Origin of the sequence: Odoribacter sp. N15.MGS-14 (assembly GCF_000980245.1) — a bacterium.
Classification (GTDB): Bacteria; Bacteroidota; Bacteroidia; order Bacteroidales; family Marinifilaceae; genus Odoribacter; species Odoribacter splanchnicus.
In genome coordinates this window covers 18,417-40,630 of the sequence record NZ_LARE01000008.1, presented here as the reverse complement: position 1 = coordinate 40,630, position 22,214 = coordinate 18,417, and the positions used below count along the sequence as shown (strand labels likewise).

The following is a 22,214-nucleotide window of genomic DNA, read 5'->3' as shown; positions in this document are numbered from 1 at the left end:
ATCAGGAGCCCGAATAGTGAAACTGATCGTTGAAAATAACCCCTGAAAAACTACCGTTTTCATGTCGGTCTGCCGGTACCGGCAGACCGACATGTGCCAAATAAACCGCCATCCCCAAAGTTTTCATATAAGTCGACTTCCCTGCCATGTTAGGACCTGTCAGAAAACATACGTCCCGACGGGGCATATTCTGTCACTGTTTCCGAAGCCCAACGATATAATTCAACAGTTTCCCCAGCATTTTCATATATCCGATTGCGATATGCATTACTTCCTGGTAGGCATGAGCGGTCAACAATTTACCAGATTGAAGCCCGTTTTTCCGGTGCCAGATACATCGGATCTCCTTCCTGTATACCGAAAGCTTCATTCCAGCCGTTTATATGTGGCAGAGCGGCATTCACTCTCCAACGTCCTAAAGAGTGAACATCCATCTGAGTCAACAAACGAATCTGTTCATCGCGGATATTTCCTGCCCATACATTTGCATAAGCCAAATAAAAACGCTGTTCGGGGGTAAAACCCTCTACAATCCCTAGCGGCTGATCCTTCATTGCATGATGAAATGCCTGGAAAGACACTTGCAATCCGCCATGGTCCGCAATATTTTCACCCAAGGTCAACTGTCCGTTGGCATGAAGTCCGGGCAAGACCTCTATCCGATCGAACCAATCGACCAACACTTTAGCTCTCTCTTCAAAATTTTTCGAATCCTCGGCAGTCCACCAATCTTTCAAATTACCGTCTTTATCGTACTGACGCCCCTGATCGTCGAATCCGTGTGTCATCTCATGTCCGATGACCACTCCGATCGCACCATAATTAAAAGCATCGTCAGCATTCATATCGAAGAAAGGATACTGTAAAATACCTGCCGGAAAACAAATTTCATTGGTGGTCGGATTGTAATAGGCATTTACAGTCTGAGGAGTCATCAGCCATTCGGTCTTATCGACAGGCTTGCCGGCTTTCGTCAGCATATAATCGAATTCAAATTCGTTAGACCGTAAAATATTAGCCCAATAGGAATCGTTTTTAATTTCCAAAGCGGCATAATCTCTCCAGCTATCCGGATAGCCGACTTTAACATATATGGCCGCCAATTTTTCCAACGCTTTGTCTTTTGTTTCATCGCTCATCCAAGTCAGTTCCTGAATACGTTCCCCCAAAGCTTTCCGAAGGTTACCTACCAGTTTCACCATCCGTTCTTTGGCAGCAGCAGGAAAATATTTCTCGACATACATCTGTCCGACAGCTTCTCCCATAGCCCCGTCTACAGCAGCGACAGCTCTTTTCCAGCGCGGTTTCATTTCCTTCACACCCGAAAGTACCTTTCCATTAAATTCAAAATGTTCTGCAACAAAATCGTCACTCAAATAGGGAGCGGCTGCATCGATCACTTTCCATTCCAAATAAGCTTGCTGGACTTTCAGGTCGGTATTGTTCAAAATACGAGCCACCTCTTTAACAGGCTCGGGTTGGCCCAAATTCAATTCCGTAATCCCCTGCAACCCCAATGTAGCGAAATAAACCTCCCAATCTATTCCGGGAATTTCTTTTTTTAATTCTTCTACCGACATTTTATGATAATTGGCATGAGGATCCCGCATTTTTACTTTTTCATAGGCAGCTTCGGCCAATCGGGTTTCTATAGCCATAACGTCGGCAGCAGCCTGCCGGGCTTCTTTTTCTTCCCAACCGGCCAACTCGAACATCTTCACGATGTGTTCCTGATACTTGGTACGGATCTCTTTACTGTGCTCATCTTCCTTCAGGTAATAATCCCGATCACCCAGCCCCAGACCTCCCTGATAGGTCTGCACCAGATTCATGCTGCTGTTCATATCGTCCGGACCGATATAAATACCAAAATAAGGTCCAAAACCTTGACGGGTCATTTCAGCCACCAAAGTCACCATTTCCTTCGGAGTTTTTACAGCCTTTATTTTTTCCAATACCGGCTGGATAGGAGTACTTCTGTCTCCATTGAGCTTGACGGTATCCATAGCCATATTATACAAATCACCGATTTTCCGGGCAACACTTCCCGGTTCGGACTTCTTAGCTGCCAGTTCTTCGATCAACCCTTGCATCTGCTTCCGGTTATTCTCAGCCAGCAGATCGAAAGAGCCGAACCGTCCATACTCATCGGTCAAAGGGTGTGCCTGCATCCATCCACCACAGGCGAATTGATAGAAATCCTGATTAGGAGTTACCGATCTATCCAGATTAGCAACATCAATCCCTCCGGTTTGGGTAGCTGCTTTCTTGTCGTTACAAGCGGCTACACTTAAAGCCAGAGCTAAAATTGGAAAATAAAATTTTGTGTTCATTATAAATTCACTATAAATTACTTAAATCCTAACCGATGATCTTCCGTATAACTTTCTTATACCGATCATCCTATTTAAAACGAAACACAAAAATAAAAATTAATACCTCAATCCAATCAGAAAACGACACAAAATATACCCACCGTTCCCCCTAACTGTACCGATCCTCATCGTTCGGCAACCATTCAGCTTACAAACCACTTCCCCCTTTTAGACAAAGGGATCACCGATTTTATACCAACCTGTTTTTCAATTCAGAGGGTAATTCGGGCATAGCACCGTGCCGGGTACACACATAGGCAGAAACCTCTACCGCCAATTGATGGGCTTCGTGTACAGAACGTTCTTTCAGAATAGCCGAACAAAAAGCTGCCGTAAAAGAATCTCCTGCTCCGACGGTATCGGCCACCTTAACTTTAGGAGTCTCTACAAATGAAACTGCACCGGGGCTAAAGACGTAACTTCCGTTGATCCCGCAGGTAAGAATTAACATTTTCAGGTTATATTTTCCAAGCAATATCCAGCATTTATCTTCGAGATCGATCCCCGGATATCCGAACATCCGGCTAATCGTTATCAATTCCTCATCGTTCAATTTCAGAATATTACACCGCTCGAACGATCTACAAAGCACTTCCTGAGAATAAAAACCCTGACGGAGATTGATATCGAAGATCTTATAGGAATTTTCCTCAGGCATCGCATCGAGAAAACGGTTAATTGCCGCACGCGACACTTCGTCACGCTGTGCTAACGATCCGAAACAAATCGCCCGGGATTGGCGTGCCAGCGTTTCTAATCCGGGAGTAAAGGGAATATTGTCCCAGGCCACTTTTTCCTTTATCTCGTAACCCGGAATTCCGTTCTCATCCAGTTGTACCTGTACCGTCCCCGTCGGATAGGGAACCCGTTGAATGAAATATTTCAATTGTTTATCGTCAAAACTTTCCAGGATCTCGTCTCCCAGCCGATCATCCCCGACAGCACTAATAACCCGGCTATCGAACCCGAACTGAGAAGCATGGTAAGCAAAATTAGCCGGAGCTCCGCCTAGTTGTTTACCTTCCGGGAGCATATCCCACAGGACCTCTCCCATTCCGACAATTGTATTATTCATAAATGATAATTATTTATCCAATTTAGATAAAATAAGCGTCAAAGCCCCATCGCCGGTCACATTACAAGCTGTCCCGAAGCTATCCTGCAAAGCAAAAATAGTCAACAACAGAGCGGTTCCGGTTTCGTCAAACCCTAATACGGAAATAACGATGCCCAGAGAAGCAATAACCGTTCCCCCAGGTACTCCCGGAGCTCCGATAGCAAAAACTCCCAGCAGAACGATGAAAAGCACCATCGTAGACATAGCCGGCAAAGCCCCGTAGAGAATCAACGATACCGTCATGACAAAGAACACTTCGGTCAATATAGAACCACATAAATGAATGTTAGCAAACAAAGGAACGGCAAAATCGACCACTTCTCCTTTGAGTACAGGACTTTTTTTGGCAGATTTAAGCGCAACCGGTAAAGTAGCCGCCGATGACATCGTTCCCACTGCTGTCAGATAAGCCGGACCATAATACCGTACCACCTGCCAGGGATTTTTCCCGGAAAACACACCCGCAGACAGATATAAAAAGAACAACCAAATAAAATGCGCGGTCAAAACGATTCCCATTACATTCAGAAAGACCGGCAATTGACGGGTGATAGATCCCTCATAACTCAAGGCACAAAAATTTGCAGCAATAAAAAAAGGCAAAATCGGAATCAGAATCCGATTGATCAGCAGTAATACCATTTTTTGGAAATTGTCCAAAATAGTCTCAAATATCTGAGATTTTGTCCAAACAGTAGCCAAGCCAACCATAATGGCCACCACCAAAGCCGTCATCACACTCATCACCGGAGGAATATCCAGTTTAAAAACCAGTTCCGGAATTTCTTTCAACCCCTCGGTAGCCGGACTAATAGTCAGTAACGGGATCAGCCAATAGCCTAAAAACATGGCCATAAAAGCAGCTCCGACAGACGAAAGATAAGCCAATCCTAATGCCCATCCCAGCATCCGTGAAGCATTCCCTTTCATTTTTGCGATAGAAGAAGATATAAAAGCCAGAATAATCAAGGGTACCATAAAGAAAATAAGCTGTCCCAAAATATATTTCAGGGTGACAACGACATTCATAAACCCTTCCCCTACGACAAAACCTAATAAAATACCGGCAATAACAGCCAACACCAATTTAATAATGGTACTGGATAAAATCTTTTTCAGCATAGCTCAAAATCTAAAATAAATTCAAATATAGGAAACTTTAACGAAAAAACAAGGACAAAGTTTTAGAGAAGAGCCATAATTTCCCTTTCAGTTATTTCACTGCTTTCAAAAGACCCGAATAACTAGAATTACACCTTAATCAGAATCCCGCATTGATTTGAGTAATTGCCTTTCCGATCGCTTCGGAATACATATTCACTAATTCGGCCAAATTCATACAAGTGTAGGCTACGATTACAGTAATGATAATCATTAACAGAATCTGGATCAATAATTGGTTACCTCGCGTTCTCATGACTTTTATTATTAAGAGATGACTAAATTATTTTCTTGTCCTAAAGTTAGAAAATTATTTTCAATTTAACAAGAATTTAACATACAAAATACATTTTTTCAGTAAAAATTTTTCGATTCATCGGTTCCCTGTAAAACGCTTCCGGTTTCTATTCTCTTTTTAAGGTTTTTCACTATCTTTACGCCGGTAAGATATGCCCCGAAGGCAAAATTTATGTTTGCCTCCCGGTGTCTCAATCTTTGACCAACAAATTTAAATGCCATGATTAAACACATCGTACTTTTCAAATTGGAAGAAAGTGAGCATAAAAACGTCCGGTTACAGGAAATCAGGGACCGTCTGGAAGCTTTGGTACAAGTGATTCCTGAATTAAAAGAAATGCAGGTAGGTATCAATGTCAATCCGGAAGAAAAATGGGATTTCAGTCTGGAAGCAGTAGTAGCCGATCTTCACGCTCTGGAGGTATATGCCAACCACCCGGCCCATCAGGAAATCGTCAAAACTTTAATCGCACCGGTCAAAGTGGACAGGGCGTGTGTCGATTACCGGTTCTGATCGATCTTATATCCGGTAATACTTTACCGCGTGTGCTTGCTCAACCACGTAAAAAACAAGAATTATGCAAAAAACAGTATCTCTCCCCTTCATGTTATTGGGGATTTTATTCAATGTATGTTTAGTAGCTTCCAATCTACTGGAAACCAAAGTAATTCAATTGGGTCCCATTACGGCTACTGCAGGGTTGATTGTATTTCCGATTTCTTATATTATCAACGACTGTATCGCTGAGGTTTGGGGATTCAAAAAAGCCAGGCTCATTATCTGGAGTGGTTTCGCCATGAATTTTCTAACCATCGGTTTTGCGCGTCTGGCTATTACTTTGCCTGCAGCACCTTTTTGGGAGGGAGAAGAAAGTTTCAATTTCATATTCGGTCTGGCCCCACGGATAGCTATTGCCAGTCTGTTGGCTTTTCTACTCGGATCGTTTCTCAATGCCTATATCATGAGCAAAATGAAGGTAGCTACCCAGGGGAAATATTTTTCTCTCAGGGCTATTTTATCCACGATTGCCGGGGAGAGTGCCGACTCACTGCTCTTCTTTCCACTCGCTTTCGGAGGACTGATTCCTGTTCAAGCTTTACTGGTTATGATAGCCACACAAGCTCTTTTGAAATCCCTCTATGAAGTGATCATACTTCCGGTCACGATCCGGGTAGTAAAATACATCAAAAAGATCGACCAAACGGATGTCTACGACAAAGATATTTCCTACAATATCATAAAAATCAAGGACCTTTAAAACAGGTCCTTGTATCGGCTATCCTTTTTTCAAAAAACGCAAGCCCGTCGCAACCAGCATATCGATTCCGACCCGTATAGCCCGCTCGTCGGGTGCCATTCCCGGATTATGCAAAGGACACATTTCCTCTGCTTCCGGTGGCCGCACCCCCAAAGTCCAGAAAACACCCGGCAATTCCTGCAAATAAATAGCAAAGTCTTCCCCTAAAGTCAAGGGTTCCGATTCGACGATCTGCCGCACTTGCGGCAAGCCTGCCGCCAGCTTCTTCACTTCCTTTGTCAATACCGGATCATTGACCAACGGAGGTAATCCATTCCAAGGCATATCGGGTACAAAACGACAACCGTATAAATCACAAATAGCCGGAGATTTCTCATCGATCAATTCAAAAATCCGGTGCCTCAACGCATTATCATGTGTACGCACCGTGCCCATCACCTCTACCCGATCCGGTATCACATTATTGGCTGTTCCCCCATGAATAGAAGTAATCGAAAGCACTGCCGGGATGAGAGGATTACGGAACTTAGTAATAATAGTCTGATAAAACTGGATCAGGGCCGTAGCTGCCAAAATAGGATCGGACCCCAGCTGAGGCATGGCCGCATGTGTCCCTTTTCCTTCCACTGCAAAAATAATATTATCGGAAGAAGCAAAAAAGGCTCCCGGACGTATACCGATCTGTCCAACCGGTAATCCGGGAAATACATGCTGACCGAATATGGCTTTCGGTACGGGAGGTTCCAGCAAATGAGGCAATAATAATCTTGCTCCTCCGGGACGTTTTTCTTCACTCGGTTGAAAAACAAGTTTCAGGGTCCCACCCAACTCTGCCTCTTTACTTTTTAAAATAATAGCCGCCCCCAATAACATAGCAGTATGCATATCATGTCCACAAGCGTGCATCAGCCCGGGAGTCTCCGAACAATAAGGTAATCCGGTATCTTCCTGTACCCGCAGCGCATCCATGTCAGCCCGTAAAGCGACACAATCGGCTCCTTCACCCAAAGTGGCTATAATTCCTGTCCCGTAAGTTTTATAAGGTATTTTATATTCCTTCAGTACGTCGATGACAAAAGCTTGCGTCTGAAATTCCTGGGTAGAAACTTCGGGATGCCGGTGCAACCAACGCCGGAATAAAATAGCCTGCTTATAAATTTCTTCTGAATCCATCGGTTTAAATTTATCGGTACGATAAATTTCAGTTTATAAAATCTGTGACAAAAGTATATATAAATTGCAAATTTTTAATTTTAAACATCCAGGTTATTTTTAGGAAACTTCATTTACCAATGTCTTTCCATCGATAAAATCCTGTATATTTTGCAAGGTAGTCTCTGCAATATTGTGCATTGCTTCCCGGGTAAAAAATCCCTGATGTGAGGTAACGATGACATTATTGAACGAGAGTAAACGGGCCAGGACATCATCATCGATAATTTTATCCGATTGATCTTCATAAAAATACCCCTCTTCTTCTTCATAAACATCCAATCCGGCAGCTGCTATTTTTTTACTTTTCAACCCTTCGATCAAGGCATTGGTATGGATCAATTGTCCCCGACTCGTATTTATGATTATCGTGCCTTCTTTCATTTTAGCGATAGACTGTGCGTCAATCATGTTTTTGGTCTGATCAGTCAGGGGAACATGCAAAGAAATCATGTCTGCTTGTGCATACAGACCATCCAATGAAACATAAGAGATCCCGACCTCCCGGGCATATTTTTCATCCGGATAAAGATCATAAGCCACTACTTTCATACCGAACCCCTGCAAAATCCGGATCAGAATCCGTGCAATCTTCCCAGTCCCGATAATTCCGGCTGTTTTCCCATTCATATCGAATCCCATCAGGCCATGTAAAGCGAAATTACCATCCCGGGTACGCCAATAAGCCCGATGAATTTTCCGGTTCAAAGCCAACATCAGTGCAACAGCATGTTCGGCAACTGCATAAGGAGAGTAAGCAGGTACCCGAACCACTTTCAATTTATCTTTAGCAGCAGCCAAATCTACATTATTATATCCGGCAGCCCTTAAAGCGATCAGTTTGACCCCGTAACCGGCCATTTGCTCAATAATTGCGGTATCCGCCGTGTCATGCACAAAAATACAGATCGCATCCATTCCTTGGGTCAAGACCACATTATTCCGGTTCAACTGCCCTTTGTGGTACAGAATCTCAAAACCATATTTTTCATTCACCTCATCAAACGAAGCCCTGTCATAAGGTTTTGTATCAAAAAATGCAATTTTAAAAGCCATATCTCTTCATTTTAAAATTAAAACAACCTCCTGTCATCTATTTATTACATTATTTACGAAAAATAAAAATATCTGTTATCTTTGTCCTTCATTAGTAATCATACCCATTTATGAGTGATACTTATACCCGATCAGTCATTTCATTTTCTTTAAAGATGGGGCATTTTACATCTCTCAAACGTTATCTTAACATTTCTTACATTTCTCAAATCCAATTTTTATCAAATATTCTTAATACCCGGAAATATTTAAAAGAATTAGCACGAATTATGTATAAGGGAAAGAGTGCAAAAATAAATTTATAATAATACGCAATATGAAAATTGAAAAATTGAAAATGACTCGAATGCACAACTTATTCATCATTGCCTTGAGTGCAATGTGTGTCGCATGTGGAGGAAAAAATCAGGGAAGACAACAAACGGTTCCCGAATTTGCAGTAATCACTTTACAGCCCGAAACGGTAAAATTGACCTCTGCTTATCCGGCAACTTTCAAAGGACGCCAGGATGTCGAGATCCGTCCGAATGTAAGTGGTTTTATTACGAAACTATGTGTAGACGAAGGCTCGAGTGTCCAAAAAGGCCAAACCTTATTTGTTATCGATCCTGTTCAATACGAAGAAGCTGTCAACGTAGCAAAAGCTGCTGTAGAAGTAGCTAAAGCCAATGTTGCGACCGCAGAATTGACGGCAAAAAACAAGCGGCAACTCGAACAAAAGAATATTATCAGTAAATTCGATCTTCAGACAGCAGAGAATGCGCTGGCTTCCAGCGAGGCAGCCCTGGCTCAGGCGAAGGCACAGCTGACCAACGCCGAAAAAAATCTCTCCTATACGCAAGTCACAAGTCCCGTCAACGGAGTCATGGGAAAAGTACCTTTCCGGGTCGGTTCCCTGGTCAGTCCGAGTATGACGACTCCGCTCACAACGGTTTCCGATATTTCAGAAATGTATGCTTATTTTTCTATGACTGAAAAACAATTACTCGACCTGATCCGTCAGGACAGCACTTCCAGTAAGATTTTGGAAAAAATGCCTCCGGTATCTTTAACCACCGCAGACGGCCGTCCTTATTCCCAGCAAGGAAAAATCGAGACGATCAGTGAAGTAATCGACCAAACAACCGGATCGGTAAGCGTACGTGCCACCTTCAGCAACCCTCAACGTCTATTGAGAAGCGGAGGCACCGGTTCCGTTATCATCCCTTCCCAACTTCAGAATGTGTTGGTGGTACCTCAAAAAGCCACCTACGAACTTCAGGATAAACGTTTTGTGTTTGTCGTAGATGCCGACTCGAAGGTAAAAAATACTGAAGTCGAAGTATTCAAATTGGATGACGGTAAAAATTTCGTCGTTACTTCGGGATTAAATCCGGGAGACAGAATCGTTATCGAAGGAGTAGGAACGCTCCGGGACGGCACCCAGATCCAACCGATCACTCCTGAGGCTGCAGCTGCCAAAATCAAAGCTGCCACTCAACCTGTGAATAAATAATCTGCTTTAAAGCTTAAGAAAATGAAATTAGATCGATTTATTAACCGTCCGGTACTTTCAACGGTAATTTCCATTGTCGTCGTTATATTGGGTATATTAGGACTTGTATCCTTACCTGTATCGCAGTATCCGGATATCGCCCCTCCAACCATCCGGGTCACCACAACCTATACCGGGGCCAATGCACAGACTATTCTGAACAGTGTTATCGCTCCGCTGGAAGAGCAAATCAACGGTGTGGAGGACATGATGTATATGAGTTCCACAGCGACCAATACCGGAGAAGCCAGCATAGAAGTTTATTTTAAGCAGGGTACCGACCCCGATATGGCTGCAGTAAATGTGCAAAACCGGGTAGCTAAAGCCCAGGGATTCCTTCCCGCCGAAGTCACCCAGGTAGGAGTCATCACCCAAAAACGGCAATCCAGTATGCTGCTAGGTTTTTCTTTCTATAGTTCCGACGATAAATACGATAACGAATTTCTGGAGAACTACATGAACATCAACATTATCCCTGAAATTAAACGTATTCAGGGGGTTGGAGACGCCATGGTGATGGGAACCGACTATTCGATGCGTATCTGGTTGAAACCGGATGTTATGGCCCAATACAAACTGATGCCCAGTGATGTATCGGTTGCTTTAGCAGAACAAAACATCGAAGCTGCTCCGGGACAATTCGGAGAACGGGGTAATCAGTCCTTTCAATATGTCATGAAATACAAGGGGCGTTTACAAACGCAGGAAGAATTTGAAAATATCGTTATCCGGGCTACCTCCGATGGAGAAATTTTGCGTTTGAAAGATATTGCAACAGTCGAATTAGGCCGGTTGACTTATGGTTTCCAGAACAATGTCAACGGACATCCGGGAGTAACCGCAATCATTTTCCAAACGGCAGGATCCAATGCTACGACCATCATCCAGGACATTCAGGAATACCTTAAAAAAGTGGAACCGACCTTACCTCCCGGAGTCAAAGTCGTAGAATTGTTGAATGCCAACGACTTCTTGTTCGCTTCTATCCACGAAGTATTGAAAACCTTGCTCGAAGCATTTGTACTGGTATTTTTAGTGGTATATATCTTCTTGCAGGATTTTCGTTCCACCTTGATCCCGGCCATAGCAATCCCTGTTGCGCTGATCGGTACTTTCTTCGGTCTGTACCTGATCGGTTTCAGTGTCAATCTGCTAACCTTATGTGCCATGGTATTGGCCATTGCCATTGTTGTCGACGATGCCATTGTCGTCGTCGAGGGGGTTCATGCCAAGCTCGACCAAGGGTATAAATCGGCCCGTCTGGCTTCTATCGATGCGATGAGCGAACTGGGGGGAGCCATTGTATCCATCACCCTGGTCATGATGTCTGTATTTATTCCGGTAAGTTTTATGACAGGAACCTCAGGAACTTTCTACCGGCAGTTCGGACTCACGATGGCTATTGCTATCGGCCTATCGGCAATCAATGCCTTAACGTTAAGTCCTGCATTGTGTGCTATATTTTTACATCCCCACGATAAAAACGGAGAGAAGAAAAAGACTTCTCTGATCGAACGTTTCCACATCGCATTCAATGCCGCTTATGATGTTACCCTGAAAAAGTACGAACGAGGAATCACATTCTTTATCCGTCGTAAATTTTTATCATTTGCCATCGTTATAGCGACTATCGTCGTTATGATCTTCCTGATGAACATCACTCCTACCGGATTGGTTCCCAATGAAGATACCGGAACCATTTTCGCCGTAGTCGATATGGCACCGGGTACCGCCCAGGAGAGAACCGAAGCCGTTATGGAACAGGTAGACAGTTTGGTGGCAGCCAATCCGGCAGTGAAGAGCAGGACCCAGGTAACCGGTTACAGCTTCCTCGCAGGACAAGGTAACTCATACGGGACGCTGATCATAAAATTGAAAGACTGGAAAGAACGGGGTAAAGGGGAAGATGCCAATACGGTAATCGGTACCCTATATATGCAGGCTCAATCTCTGATCAAAGATGCCCGAGTATTGTTATTCGCCCCTCCGATGATCCCCGGCTACAGTGTCACCAACGGTTTCGAGTTCAACTTACAGGATAAAACCGGTGGAGATTTGAATACTTTCTATGAAGTTGCTCAGGAATTTCTGGGAAAATTGAAAGAACGGCCTGAAATCGCTACGGCTCAAACGTCTTTCAACCCCACTTTCCCTCAGTATATGATCGATATAGATGCAGCCAAATGTAAGCAGGCCGGTATCAGTCCCAACGATATCCTAACTACTTTGCAAGGCTATTACGGCGGTATATATGCATCCAATTTCAACCGTTTCGGTAAATTATACCGGGTAATGATTCAGGCAGATCCCCGTTATCGGATCAATCCGGAATCTCTGCAAAACGTCAAAATCCGGAACGGAAACGAAATGGCACCGATCAGTCAATTTATGACGCTGACAAAAGTATACGGTCCCGACAACATCAAGCGTTTCAATATGTTTACCTCCATGAGTGTGAACGGTTCGCCGGCTGACGGCTATAGTTCCGGACAGGCGATTAAAGCTATCGAAGAAGTTGCCGCCCAATCCTTGCCAACAGGGTATGGATTCGAATTTTCCGGAATGACCCGGGAAGAACAAAGTAGTAGCGGGAGTACGACAGCGATGATATTCGCACTGTGTTTCGTATTCGTCTATTTGTTGCTGAGTGCACAGTATGAAAGTTATATTCTGCCTCTGGTCGTACTGCTTTCCGTCCCCTCCGGATTGATGGGTAGTTTTATTTTCGCTCAGATCATGGGAGTAGAAAACAACATTTATATGCAAATCGCTTTGATTATGTTGATCGGTCTGTTGGCTAAAAATGCGATATTGATTACTGAATTCGCCTTAGACCGCCGGAAAACCGGTATGAGCATTACCGAAGCAGCCGTATCGGGAGCTTCTGCCCGGTTACGCCCTATCTTAATGACCTCCCTGGCTATGGTCATCGGATTGCTGCCGCTGATGTTCGCTCATGGAGTCGGAGCCAACGGTAACAGCACTTTGGGAACCGGAGCGATCGGTGGTATGTTTATCGGAATGATCTGTCAGATCTTTATTGTTCCGGCTTTGTTTGTTGTTTTCGAACATATCCAGGAAAAAGTCAAACCGCTGGAATGGCATGATACGGATAATACGGATATCGCCTCTGAAATTGAACAATATACGAAATAAGAAATACCATGAAAATACAAACGATTATATATCCTTTATGTATGGCAGCTCTACTGGGCAGCTGCCATATATACAAACCATACAGCCGTCCCGAAGTAGATACGCAAGGCTTGTACAGGGATCCTGTTTCGGTGAACGATACCCTGGTATCCGATACCGTCAATATGGCCAATCTACCCTGGGAGAAGGTTTTCACCGATCCTCAATTACAAGTGTTGATCCGCTTGGGTCTCGAAAGAAATACAGACTTGCAAACCGCTATGTTGCAGGTAAAAGAAGCTCAAGCCAGCCTGATGACTTCGCGTTTATCCTACCTTCCTTCTCTTACCCTTGCCCCCCAAGGCGGAGTGAGTAGTTTCGACCGGATGAAAGGCAGTTGGAGCTGGTCCCTGCCCGTTTCAGCAAGTTGGGAATTGGATCTTTTCGGAAAGATTCTAAATACAAAACGGGCGGCGAAAGCAGCCTTATTACGGAGTGAAGCCTATCGACAAGCTGTGCAAACCCAGGTTGTCGCTGCAATAGCCAATTATTATTACACCTTACTGATGCTCGACAAGCAGTTGCAGATCACAGAAGAAACTGCCGTATTATGGGGAGAAAATGTCGAGACCATGAAAGCGATGAAAGAGGCGGCGATGGTCAATGAAGCAGGAGTTGTACAAAGCGAAGCCAATTATTATATGGTGCTGGCTTCTATCTCCGACCTGAAAAATCAGATCCGGGAAACCGAGAATGCCTTATCCTTACTGTTGCGACAAGCTCCTCAGAAAATCGAACGCGGCAAGCTGGAGGACCAACAACTCCCGACAATACTGCATACCGGCGTCCCGGTACAATTGTTATCCAACCGTCCGGACGTCAAAGCGGCAGAAATGGCATTAGCAGGAACATATTATAATGCCAACGAAGCACGTGCTGCTTTCTATCCGTCGATCTCCATCAGCGGGACTTATGGATGGACCAATCAAGCCGGGAACACGATCATCAATCCCGGAAAAATGATTGCCTCGGCTATCGGTTCACTGACCCAACCTTTATTTTACCGGGGAGCGAATATTGCCCGCTTAAAGATTGCCAAAGCCCAGCAAGCAGAGGCGATGTTAAGTTTCGAACAAGCGATATTGAATGCAGGCGCCGATGTCAGCGATGCACTGAGTCTGTATCAATCGGCTGAAGATAAACGGATACAACGGGTGAAACAAATAAATTCATTGGAAAAATCGGTGGAGTATACACAGGAATTACTAACTTTAGGTACCTCTAATACGAATTACCTGGAAGTACTGACAGCACAACAATCGCTGTTAAACGCTCAGTTGTCCGGAATTTCCGATGAGTTCCAGCGTTTGCAGGCCGTAGTAAACCTATACCATGCATTGGGTGGAGGCACTAAATAACGACACTAACCTTAAAAACAAAAAATATGATCAGTCCTTTAGCGTATGTAGATAAAGAAGCCCGGATCGGAGCGAATGTTACCATTCATCCTTTTGCCTATATCGACAAGAATGTCGAAATCGGAGACAATTGTACGATCATGCCTTATGCCAGTATTCTCAGTGGCACCCGTATGGGAACGGATAATATCATCTATCAGGGTGCCATCATCGGTGCTACTCCTCAGGATTTTAAATTCAAGGGTGAGGATACCCTCCTGAAAATCGGTAATCACAATACCATACGGGAGAAAGTGATCCTTAACCGGGGCACGAACACAACCGATTGTACGATAATCGGAGACGGTAACTTTCTGCTGGAAGGCGTACATCTGGCACACGACACCCATTTAGGCAGCCATTGTGTATTGGGAAACGGTGCCAAAACAGCAGGAAACTGTATTATCGACGACAAGGCGATTTTAGGTAGTGAAGTGATCGTCAAACACGGTTGCCGTATCGGAAGCTGGGCACTATTGCGTGACGGCTGCCGCGCCAACAAAGATGTTCCGCCTTATATCGTGGCGGCCCACAATCCGATCAGTTACTATGGAATCAATGCTTTGATCCTGGCTAAAGAAGGCCATCTCACCGAAAATGTGATCGATAATATAGCTAAATGTTACCGGCAAATTTATCAATGCGGTACCAGTCTGGAAAATGCCCTGCGAAGAATCAAAGATATTATTCCTCTTAGTCCGGAAATCACTTACCTGGTAGATTTTATCGAACAATCTAAAAAGGGGATTATCGGAACGACAATGTAAATTTAAAAATTCAACGGTTACAAGAGTGACAACGATCAGACTGACCAAGGCCAACTCTTGCAACCGTTGATACTTCTTCCTTATCTGATCTGAATACGTTCATTTTCCAGACTGCCGATAATAGCGAGTGATCCGACATGTATAACCTCTCCCCTCCAAAGTTCCCTTCTTTTTGAAAAGCTTTTTCGATAATCACATCCCCCAGGAAGGCATTTACCATTTTGTAGTATTCATACAAATCAGTTTACCGCACTGTTTCCCGAATCTCCTCTCCCGGTCCTGCTGCATATCTGTAGATCGTTTTCATAATTCGGTACTCTTTATCTATCACCTTTTTTCCGACATCTCGTCCAAGTAAAAAAAACAGGAAGGCGATCGAACCTTCCTGTTATAAATCGATATAATCTTCGTCGTTTATGAACACGATCTTACTACATTCAGCTTATGCCTTCACTTTTTCCTCTATCCATTTCCGGGCATTGACAAAAGCCTCGATCCACGGACTCACTTCATCCTCACTGCGTCCTTCAGCATAATATGCCCAATTCCATGGATAGATAGACCGTTCCAAGTGAGGCATCATCGCCAGGTGACGGCCATCTTTACTACAGATCGCCGCTGTAGCGAACGGTGAACCGTTCGGATTACCCGGATAGGCATCGTAACTGTATTTGATCGGAATATGGTATTCACTCTCGACATAAGGCAAACTGAATTTACCTTCTCCATGAGCGATCCAGATACCTAACCGACTACCTGCCAAAGACTTTAACATTACAGAATGATTCGGCTGAATCGTTACATTGACAAAACCGGATTCAAACTTATGGGAGTCATTATGCAACATCTTAGGCATTTCAGCATGCTCGGGATAAATAAGTCCCAGTTCAACAGCCAACTGGCATCCGTTACAAATACCCAAACTCAAGGTGTCTTCGCGTTTATAGAAATTCTCCAAAGCCTGTCGTGCTTTTTCATTGAATTTGAAAGCGCCGGCCCACCCCTTGGCAGAACCCAACACGTCAGAATTCGAGAATCCTCCGACAAAGACAATCATATTTACCTCTTCGAGAGTTTCACGTCCGCTGATCAAATCGGTCATGTGTACATCCTTCACGTCAAAACCGGCCAAATGCAAAGCCCAGGCCGTTTCTCGCTCACACTGGCACCCTTTCTCCCGGATCACAGCAGCCCGGATACCCGATTTAGCAGTACGGTTCAACTGCAAGCCCCAATCAGCCAATTTGCCGGTAAAACCTTGTGGGAATTTATATTTCAACTCATTGTGTTTATAGCTCTTGTATCTCTCCAATGCCTTCTCTTCTCCACTCTGACGCCGGTCGAGTAAATAAGAAGTCTTAAACCAAAGATCACGTAAAGAAGGGATATCCAACGACCAGCTATCCGCATCCTTCTTGATGTTCAGTAATCCGGCCTTACCCGGCTTTCCTAAGAAAGCGTAAGCAACACCGGCTTTATCCATCAGAGCGGAAACCTTTTTAGCATCCTTATCCGCTATCTGAATCAGTACGCCGGGATTTTCAGCGAATAAGATCTTAATCATATCTTTTTCAGCCAGGAATGAAAAATCGATATCCAAACCCAAACGATTATCTGCAAAACACATTTCGAGCAGTGCCGTTACCATACCTCCGGCAGAAATATCATGTCCGGCCAAAACGATACCTTCATCCACCAATTGCTGAATAGCTGTAAATGCACGGGCAAAATACTCGCTATCCCTAACGTCGGGCACTTCTTTGCCCACTTTATTCAGAATCTGGGCAAAGCTGGAACCACCCAATTTCAATTTATCGAATGAGAAATCGACATAGACGATCTCGGTAGCCGGATCATTTTTCAATACAGGAATGACAATTTTACGGAAATCGGTTACTTCGCCGACAGTAGAAATGATAACCGTTCCCGGAGCATACACTTTTTTGTCCCCATATTTCTGGGTCATAGAAAGTGAGTCTTTCCCGGTAGGAATGTTCACTCCCAACTCGATAGCAAAGTCGCTGGCAGCCTGTACCGCCTGATACAACCGGGCATCTTCTCCTTCATTGCGGCAGGGCCACATCCAGTTGGCAGAAAGTGAGATTCCTTTCAATCCCTGTTCGATCGGCGCCCATACCAGATTAGTCAGCGCTTCGGCAATAGCCAAACGTGAACCCGCAGGAGCATCGGCCATGGCAGCTACAGGAGCATGTCCGATGGAGGTTGCTATCCCACGGTGTCCGCTATAATCCAAAGAGACGGCAGCAACATCGCTCAAAGGCAAATGCAAAGGACCGACACACTGCTGACGCACGATACGGCCCGATACTGAACGGTCTACCTTATTCGTCAACCAATCCTTAGAAGCAACCGCCTCTATTTGTAACACTTGCTCCAAATATTCTTCCAATTTATCGGCGGAGTATTCCAGATCGGCATATTTTTCTTTAACGGTCTTATCCTCCATAATCGTCTTAGGAGGATTACCGAACATATCTTTCAGTTCCAGATCGATCGGAGTCTCATGAGTTTTTGCATTCTCAAAAGTAAACTTCATATCTCCGGTGGTTTCACCGATGACGTACATCGGAGCCCGTTCACGGTCTGCGATACGTTTCAGTTCGGCCACATCCTTCTCCTTCATCACCAATCCCATCCGTTCCTGTGATTCATTCCCCACGATTTCTTTTGCAGATAAGGTCGGATCGCCGACAGGAAGATTTTCCATATGTATTTTACCTCCGGTTTCTTCCACCAACTCGGATAAACAATTCAAATGTCCTCCGGCACCGTGATCGTGGATAGAAACAATCGGATTCACTTCGCTCTCGGCCATTGCCCGGATCGCATTACAAACCCGTTTCTGCATTTCAGGATTAGACCGTTGTACCGCGTTCAACTCGATAGCCCCGGCATAAACCCCGGTATCGACAGAAGAAACGGCACCACCTCCCATACCGATCCGATAATTGTCACCTCCCAACAACACCACTTTATCTCCTACTCCAGGTGTTTTCTTCATGGCTTGCTGACGATTACCGAAGCCCACACCACCGGCCTGCATAATCACTTTATCATACCCATAGGTACGTCCGTCTTCTTCATGTTCGAAAGTCAATAAGGAGCCACAGATCAACGGCTGACCGAACTTATTTCCAAAATCAGAAGCACCATTGGAAGCTTTGATCAAAATATCCTCCGGAGTCTGGTAAAGCCATTTTCTGGGATCGATATGCTGTTCCCAAATCCGGGAAGCATCCAAACGGGGATAAGAGGTCATATACACAGCTGTACCGGCCAACGGAAGGGCTGCTTGTCCTCCGGCAATACGGTCACGAATTTCTCCACCGCTACCTGTTGCCGCTCCATTGAAGGGCTCTACGGTTGTCGGGAAATTGTGCGTTTCGGCTTTCAGCGAAATGACCGTATCTATTTCTCTCGTCTCATAAACATCCGGCTTATCATGGGTATGCGGAGCGAATTGCACCGCCTGCGGCCCATCGATAAACGCACAATTGTCTTTATAAGCGGAAACAATCCGATTCGGATTTTCCTGAGAAGTTTTCTTAATCAGTTTAAAGAGTGTACTTTCTTTCTCTTCTCCGTCGATAATAAAGGTACCGTTAAAAATTTTATGACGGCAGTGTTCCGAATTGACCTGCGAAAAACCGAATACTTCGGAATCGGTCAATTTCCGTCCTAATTTTTCAGCCAATCCTTCCAGATAAGCAATTTCATCGGGATTCAAAGCCAATCCTTCCTTCACATTATAGGCACGAATATCATCGATGTAAATGATCGGATCCGGTTGTTTATCGATTGTAAAGATATGTTGGTCCAAACCTTTATAAAATGCCTGCAACATCGGGTCGTAAGGTATATTGTCACAAGCCGTCTGTGTAAATTCCTCTATCCGGAGAATCCCCCCGATCCCCATATTCTGCGTAATCTCGACTGCATTCGTACTCCACGGCGTAATCATTTCCCTGCGAGGACCGATAAAATAACCTTTCAGGGCATCACCTTGTATTTTGTGCGCACCACTGAACAACCATTCTAATTTACTGACATCAAGAGAATTTTCAGACGTCTGATACTGTACGGCATATACCGTGGCGTCTTTCTGATAGAAAACTATAGTCATGCTTTAATATAATAATTTATTTTCACGTGATCAAAAGCACACAAAGATAACTATTTCTTATTGAAATACCATAACCGGGAAATAAAGAATAGACAGGAAAAATTAAAATAACGATTCCCGAAACGGGACGGAACGGCCGGACCAGATAATATCCGGCAAATACTGCAAATATAAAAAAATTTGATACCTTTGCCAGGCATGCAGAAAATACTATGAATTCATTACTACAGACGGCTATAACAGCAGCATTGCAAGCTGGTAAGGCTATATTAGACATATACGACGATCCGGCTTCGGATTTCGAAATCGAACACAAAGCGGATCATTCTCCGCTGACTATTGCCGACCGGGTATCCAACGAGATTATCCTGAAACAGTTGAAAAATACGCCTTATCCGGTTATCAGCGAAGAAAACAAGGCCACAGCCTATGCTATTCGTAAACAATGGCAAACGGTATGGATCGTCGACCCTTTGGACGGTACAAAAGAATTTATCAAACGGAACGGCGAGTTCACTGTCAATATAGCTCTCGTTTACGGCGGACGTCCTGCCTTAGGGGTAATTTATATTCCGGTAAAAAAAATCCTGTACTACGGAACGATCCGAAACGGAGCTTATCGGGCCGATCATCCGGAATATTCCCCGGATATGGATTTCGACGCACTGGAAAATCAAGCCCGGCGTCTGCCTCTGGACCGCGAAGATCCGGTTTATACCGTTGTGGCTTCAAGATCGCACATGAGTTCCGATACAGAGAATTTTATCGATGAATTAAAAAAAGAACACGGAGAAGTCAAACTGACTTCTATCGGTAGTTCGATTAAAATATGCCTGGTAGCAGAAGGAACTGCTGACATTTACCCCCGTTTTGCTCCGACCATGGAATGGGATACCGCTGCAGGTCATGCTATCGCAAAGGCTGCCGGGAAAGAATTATATCACCAGGATGGGTGCACTCCCTTGGCCTACAACAAAGAAGATTTATTAAATCCCTGGTTTATTGTAAAATAAAACAAACAGGAAATATGAAATACTGAAATTGTGGTGTAAATCAGTAACTAAGTTTATATGGCAGAAAATATTTATCCGATTTTTGAAAAAATGTTACAGCGGAAAGACCGCGAAGCTTTATTGAAACAAAAAGGCATTATGATCTGGTTTACCGGATTGTCCGGTTCCGGTAAAAGCACATTAGCCATTGCCCTGGAAAGGGAATTATATAAACAAGGTATACTCTGCCGTATCCTGGATGGAGACAATATCCGCAGTGGCATCAATAATAACCTGGGTTTTTCGGAAGCCGACCGAACGGAAAATATTCGTCGCATAGCAGAAGTTTCCAAATTATTCGTCGATTGCGGTATCGTGACCATCGCTGCTTTTATCAGTCCTACCCATGCTATCCGCCGGATGGCTTCTGAAATTATCGGTGAGGATGATTTTCTGGAAGTATATGTCAGTACGCCCATCGAAGAATGTGAGCGACGAGATGTCAAAGGTTTGTATGCCAAGGCCCGTCGGGGTGAAATCAAGGAATTCACCGGTATTTCATCGCCTTTCGAAGCCCCGGAACATCCGTTTATTTCGATCGACACCTCACGGCAATCCTTAGCCGATTCGGTGAAAATTTTATTGGAAGCCGTTTCTCCGAAAATAACCGGAAATGAATTTCGGTAAAAATACTGATGCTTTTGAATCAGGATACGACTATTTTTGCAAAATGAATAAACTTTGCCAACGGCTGGAGTAAATCCGCCTATTAGCATTAGCACATAAAACAATGTCAGAATATAAATTAAGTCATTTGAAAGAACTGGAAGCCGAGTCTATCCATATTATCCGTGAGGTTGTCGCTGAGTTTGAAAATCCGGTTATGCTCTATTCTATCGGTAAAGACTCTTCCGTCATGGTCCGTTTAGCTGAAAAAGCTTTTTATCCGGGGAAAGTACCTTTCCCCTTGATGCATATCGATTCGAAGTGGAAATTCAAAGAAATGATCGAATTTCGCGATAAATATGCCCGGGAAAACAACTGGGACCTGATCGTCGAATCCAATATGAAAGGTTTCCAGGAAGGGGTAGGTCCTTTCACACACGGTAGTAAAGTACACACCGATCTGATGAAGACCCAGGCTTTATTGCAGGCGCTCAGTAAATACAAGTTCGATGCCGCTTTCGGTGGTGCACGCCGCGATGAAGAGAAATCACGGGCCAAAGAACGTATTTATTCCTTCCGGGATAAATTTCATCAATGGGATCCTAAAAACCAGCGTCCTGAATTATGGAATTTATACAATGCCCGGGTTCATAAAGGCGAATCGATCCGGGTATTCCCGCTGTCTAATTGGACGGAATTGGATATCTGGCAATACATCCGCATGGAAAATATTCCTATCGTACCTTTGTATTTTGCCAAAGAACGTCCCATCGTCGAAATCGACGGTAACCTGATCATGCCCGACGACGAACGCTTACCGGAACAATACCGGGATAAGATCCGGATGCGGAAAGTACGTTTCCGTACCTTAGGATGCTGGCCATTGACCGGAGCTGTCGAATCGGAAGCCGACACGATTGAAAAAATCGTAGAAGAAATGATGACCACCACCAAATCCGAACGGACCACCCGGGTAATCGATTTCGACCAGGATGCCAGTATGGAACAAAAGAAAAGAGAGGGATACTTTTAAGGCGAAAAG

The 22,214-nt window shown here is 44.3% G+C and carries 17 protein-coding genes; 9 read left to right on the top strand and 8 right to left on the bottom strand.

The window, feature by feature from the left end; translation table 11 throughout:
• Nucleotide 1 precedes the first annotated feature (1 nt).
• The 5 genes from WS34_RS02900 to WS34_RS15375 all read right to left on the bottom strand — a co-directional run bounded on the left by WS34_RS02900 (nt 2) and on the right by WS34_RS15375 (nt 4,909).
• Nucleotides 2-187: a MutS-related protein gene (locus WS34_RS02900; protein ID WP_041556322.1), complete on the bottom strand. Its 186-nt coding sequence runs from the start codon at nt 185-187 to the stop codon at nt 2-4.
• A 112-nt stretch (nt 188-299) separates the two neighbouring features.
• The gene (locus tag WS34_RS02895) at nt 300-2,333 is read right to left on the bottom strand and encodes a M13 family metallopeptidase (RefSeq protein ID WP_046403051.1); all 2,034 of its coding nucleotides are present in this window, start codon (nt 2,331-2,333) and stop codon (nt 300-302) included.
• Between the two features lie 232 nt (nt 2,334-2,565).
• On the bottom strand, nt 2,566-3,450 hold the full coding sequence (locus WS34_RS02890) for a carbohydrate kinase family protein (protein ID WP_013610903.1): 885 nt from the start codon (nt 3,448-3,450) through the stop codon (nt 2,566-2,568).
• Between the two features lie 9 nt (nt 3,451-3,459).
• Entirely contained in the window at nt 3,460-4,614 is a 1,155-nt protein-coding gene (locus WS34_RS02885; RefSeq protein WP_013610902.1) for a dicarboxylate/amino acid:cation symporter, read from the bottom strand.
• A gap of 139 nt (nt 4,615-4,753) precedes the next feature.
• Entirely contained in the window at nt 4,754-4,909 is a 156-nt protein-coding gene (locus WS34_RS15375; RefSeq protein ID WP_022161042.1) for a hypothetical protein, read from the bottom strand.
• A 261-nt stretch (nt 4,910-5,170) separates the two neighbouring features.
• Here WS34_RS15375 and WS34_RS02880 point away from each other — a divergent pair, with 261 nt between their 5' ends.
• Complete coding sequence (locus WS34_RS02880) at nt 5,171-5,464, top strand: Dabb family protein (protein WP_013610900.1); 294 nt, start codon at nt 5,171-5,173, stop codon at nt 5,462-5,464.
• A 64-nt stretch (nt 5,465-5,528) separates the two neighbouring features.
• Nucleotides 5,529-6,209 carry a queuosine precursor transporter gene (locus WS34_RS02875; protein WP_022161043.1) on the top strand — a complete coding sequence of 227 codons (681 nt, stop codon included), beginning with the start codon at nt 5,529-5,531 and terminating at the stop codon, nt 6,207-6,209.
• Between the two features lie 18 nt (nt 6,210-6,227).
• On the opposite strand, the gene WS34_RS02870 is transcribed toward WS34_RS02875, so the two are convergent.
• Together WS34_RS02870 and WS34_RS02865 are read right to left on the bottom strand one after the other, a co-directional pair.
• Nucleotides 6,228-7,382, bottom strand: a complete 1,155-nt coding sequence (locus WS34_RS02870; protein WP_022161044.1) for a M20 metallopeptidase family protein — start codon at nt 7,380-7,382, stop codon at nt 6,228-6,230.
• 99 nt (nt 7,383-7,481) lie between these two features.
• Nucleotides 7,482-8,477, bottom strand: a complete 996-nt coding sequence (locus WS34_RS02865; RefSeq protein ID WP_013610897.1) for a 2-hydroxyacid dehydrogenase — start codon at nt 8,475-8,477, stop codon at nt 7,482-7,484.
• Between the two features lie 316 nt (nt 8,478-8,793).
• Here WS34_RS02865 and WS34_RS02860 point away from each other — a divergent pair, with 316 nt between their 5' ends.
• The 4 genes from WS34_RS02860 to lpxA are packed head-to-tail and all read left to right on the top strand — an operon-like array spanning nt 8,794 to nt 15,370.
• A complete protein-coding gene (locus tag WS34_RS02860; RefSeq protein ID WP_022161046.1) occupies nt 8,794-9,972 on the top strand; it encodes an efflux RND transporter periplasmic adaptor subunit in 1,179 nt (392 codons plus the stop codon).
• A gap of 21 nt (nt 9,973-9,993) precedes the next feature.
• Nucleotides 9,994-13,167, top strand: a complete 3,174-nt coding sequence (locus WS34_RS02855; protein WP_013610894.1) for an efflux RND transporter permease subunit — start codon at nt 9,994-9,996, stop codon at nt 13,165-13,167.
• Nucleotides 13,168-13,175: 8 nt separating this feature from the next.
• Complete coding sequence (locus tag WS34_RS02850) at nt 13,176-14,564, top strand: efflux transporter outer membrane subunit (protein WP_013610893.1); 1,389 nt, start codon at nt 13,176-13,178, stop codon at nt 14,562-14,564.
• A 26-nt stretch (nt 14,565-14,590) separates the two neighbouring features.
• Nucleotides 14,591-15,370, top strand: coding sequence for an acyl-ACP--UDP-N-acetylglucosamine O-acyltransferase (lpxA, locus tag WS34_RS02845; protein WP_013610892.1), 780 nt, complete (start codon nt 14,591-14,593; stop codon nt 15,368-15,370).
• Between the two features lie 442 nt (nt 15,371-15,812).
• Here the strand turns inward: lpxA and purL are convergent, their stop codons facing one another.
• Nucleotides 15,813-19,514 carry a phosphoribosylformylglycinamidine synthase gene (gene purL / locus WS34_RS02835; protein WP_046403049.1) on the bottom strand — a complete coding sequence of 1,234 codons (3,702 nt, stop codon included), beginning with the start codon at nt 19,512-19,514 and terminating at the stop codon, nt 15,813-15,815.
• Between the two features lie 212 nt (nt 19,515-19,726).
• On the opposite strand from purL, the gene cysQ reads away from it, so the two are divergent.
• The 3 genes from cysQ (at nt 19,727) to cysD (ending at nt 22,205) form a co-directional block, all read left to right on the top strand.
• Nucleotides 19,727-20,527 (top strand): 3'(2'),5'-bisphosphate nucleotidase CysQ, encoded by an 801-nt coding sequence (gene cysQ / locus WS34_RS02830; protein ID WP_013610890.1) that lies wholly within the window; start codon nt 19,727-19,729, stop codon nt 20,525-20,527.
• Nucleotides 20,528-20,584: 57 nt separating this feature from the next.
• Nucleotides 20,585-21,193, top strand: a complete 609-nt coding sequence (gene cysC, locus WS34_RS02825) for an adenylyl-sulfate kinase (RefSeq protein WP_046403047.1) — start codon at nt 20,585-20,587, stop codon at nt 21,191-21,193.
• Nucleotides 21,194-21,296: 103 nt separating this feature from the next.
• Nucleotides 21,297-22,205: a sulfate adenylyltransferase subunit CysD gene (gene cysD, locus WS34_RS02820; protein ID WP_013610888.1), complete on the top strand. Its 909-nt coding sequence runs from the start codon at nt 21,297-21,299 to the stop codon at nt 22,203-22,205.
• Nucleotides 22,206-22,214: the final 9 nt, after the last annotated feature.

Coding starts and splice junctions, on each gene's coding strand:
- WS34_RS02860 (WP_022161046.1), top strand. CDS start 8,794: ATGAAAATTGAAAAATTGAAAATGACTCGAATGCACAACTTATTCATC.
- WS34_RS02875 (WP_022161043.1), top strand. CDS start 5,529: ATGCAAAAAACAGTATCTCTCCCCTTCATGTTATTGGGGATTTTATTC.
- WS34_RS02865 (WP_013610897.1), bottom strand. CDS start 8,477: ATGGCTTTTAAAATTGCATTTTTTGATACAAAACCTTATGACAGGGCT.
- cysD (WP_013610888.1), top strand. CDS start 21,297: ATGTCAGAATATAAATTAAGTCATTTGAAAGAACTGGAAGCCGAGTCT.
- WS34_RS02900 (WP_041556322.1), bottom strand. CDS start 187: ATGCCCCGTCGGGACGTATGTTTTCTGACAGGTCCTAACATGGCAGGG.
- WS34_RS02855 (WP_013610894.1), top strand. CDS start 9,994: ATGAAATTAGATCGATTTATTAACCGTCCGGTACTTTCAACGGTAATT.
- WS34_RS15375 (WP_022161042.1), bottom strand. CDS start 4,909: ATGAGAACGCGAGGTAACCAATTATTGATCCAGATTCTGTTAATGATT.
- WS34_RS02895 (WP_046403051.1), bottom strand. CDS start 2,333: ATGAACACAAAATTTTATTTTCCAATTTTAGCTCTGGCTTTAAGTGTA.
- WS34_RS02870 (WP_022161044.1), bottom strand. CDS start 7,382: ATGGATTCAGAAGAAATTTATAAGCAGGCTATTTTATTCCGGCGTTGG.
- cysQ (WP_013610890.1), top strand. CDS start 19,727: ATGAATTCATTACTACAGACGGCTATAACAGCAGCATTGCAAGCTGGT.
- WS34_RS02880 (WP_013610900.1), top strand. CDS start 5,171: ATGATTAAACACATCGTACTTTTCAAATTGGAAGAAAGTGAGCATAAA.
- purL (WP_046403049.1), bottom strand. CDS start 19,514: ATGACTATAGTTTTCTATCAGAAAGACGCCACGGTATATGCCGTACAG.
- WS34_RS02890 (WP_013610903.1), bottom strand. CDS start 3,450: ATGAATAATACAATTGTCGGAATGGGAGAGGTCCTGTGGGATATGCTC.
- WS34_RS02885 (WP_013610902.1), bottom strand. CDS start 4,614: ATGCTGAAAAAGATTTTATCCAGTACCATTATTAAATTGGTGTTGGCT.
- WS34_RS02850 (WP_013610893.1), top strand. CDS start 13,176: ATGAAAATACAAACGATTATATATCCTTTATGTATGGCAGCTCTACTG.
- lpxA (WP_013610892.1), top strand. CDS start 14,591: ATGATCAGTCCTTTAGCGTATGTAGATAAAGAAGCCCGGATCGGAGCG.
- cysC (WP_046403047.1), top strand. CDS start 20,585: ATGGCAGAAAATATTTATCCGATTTTTGAAAAAATGTTACAGCGGAAA.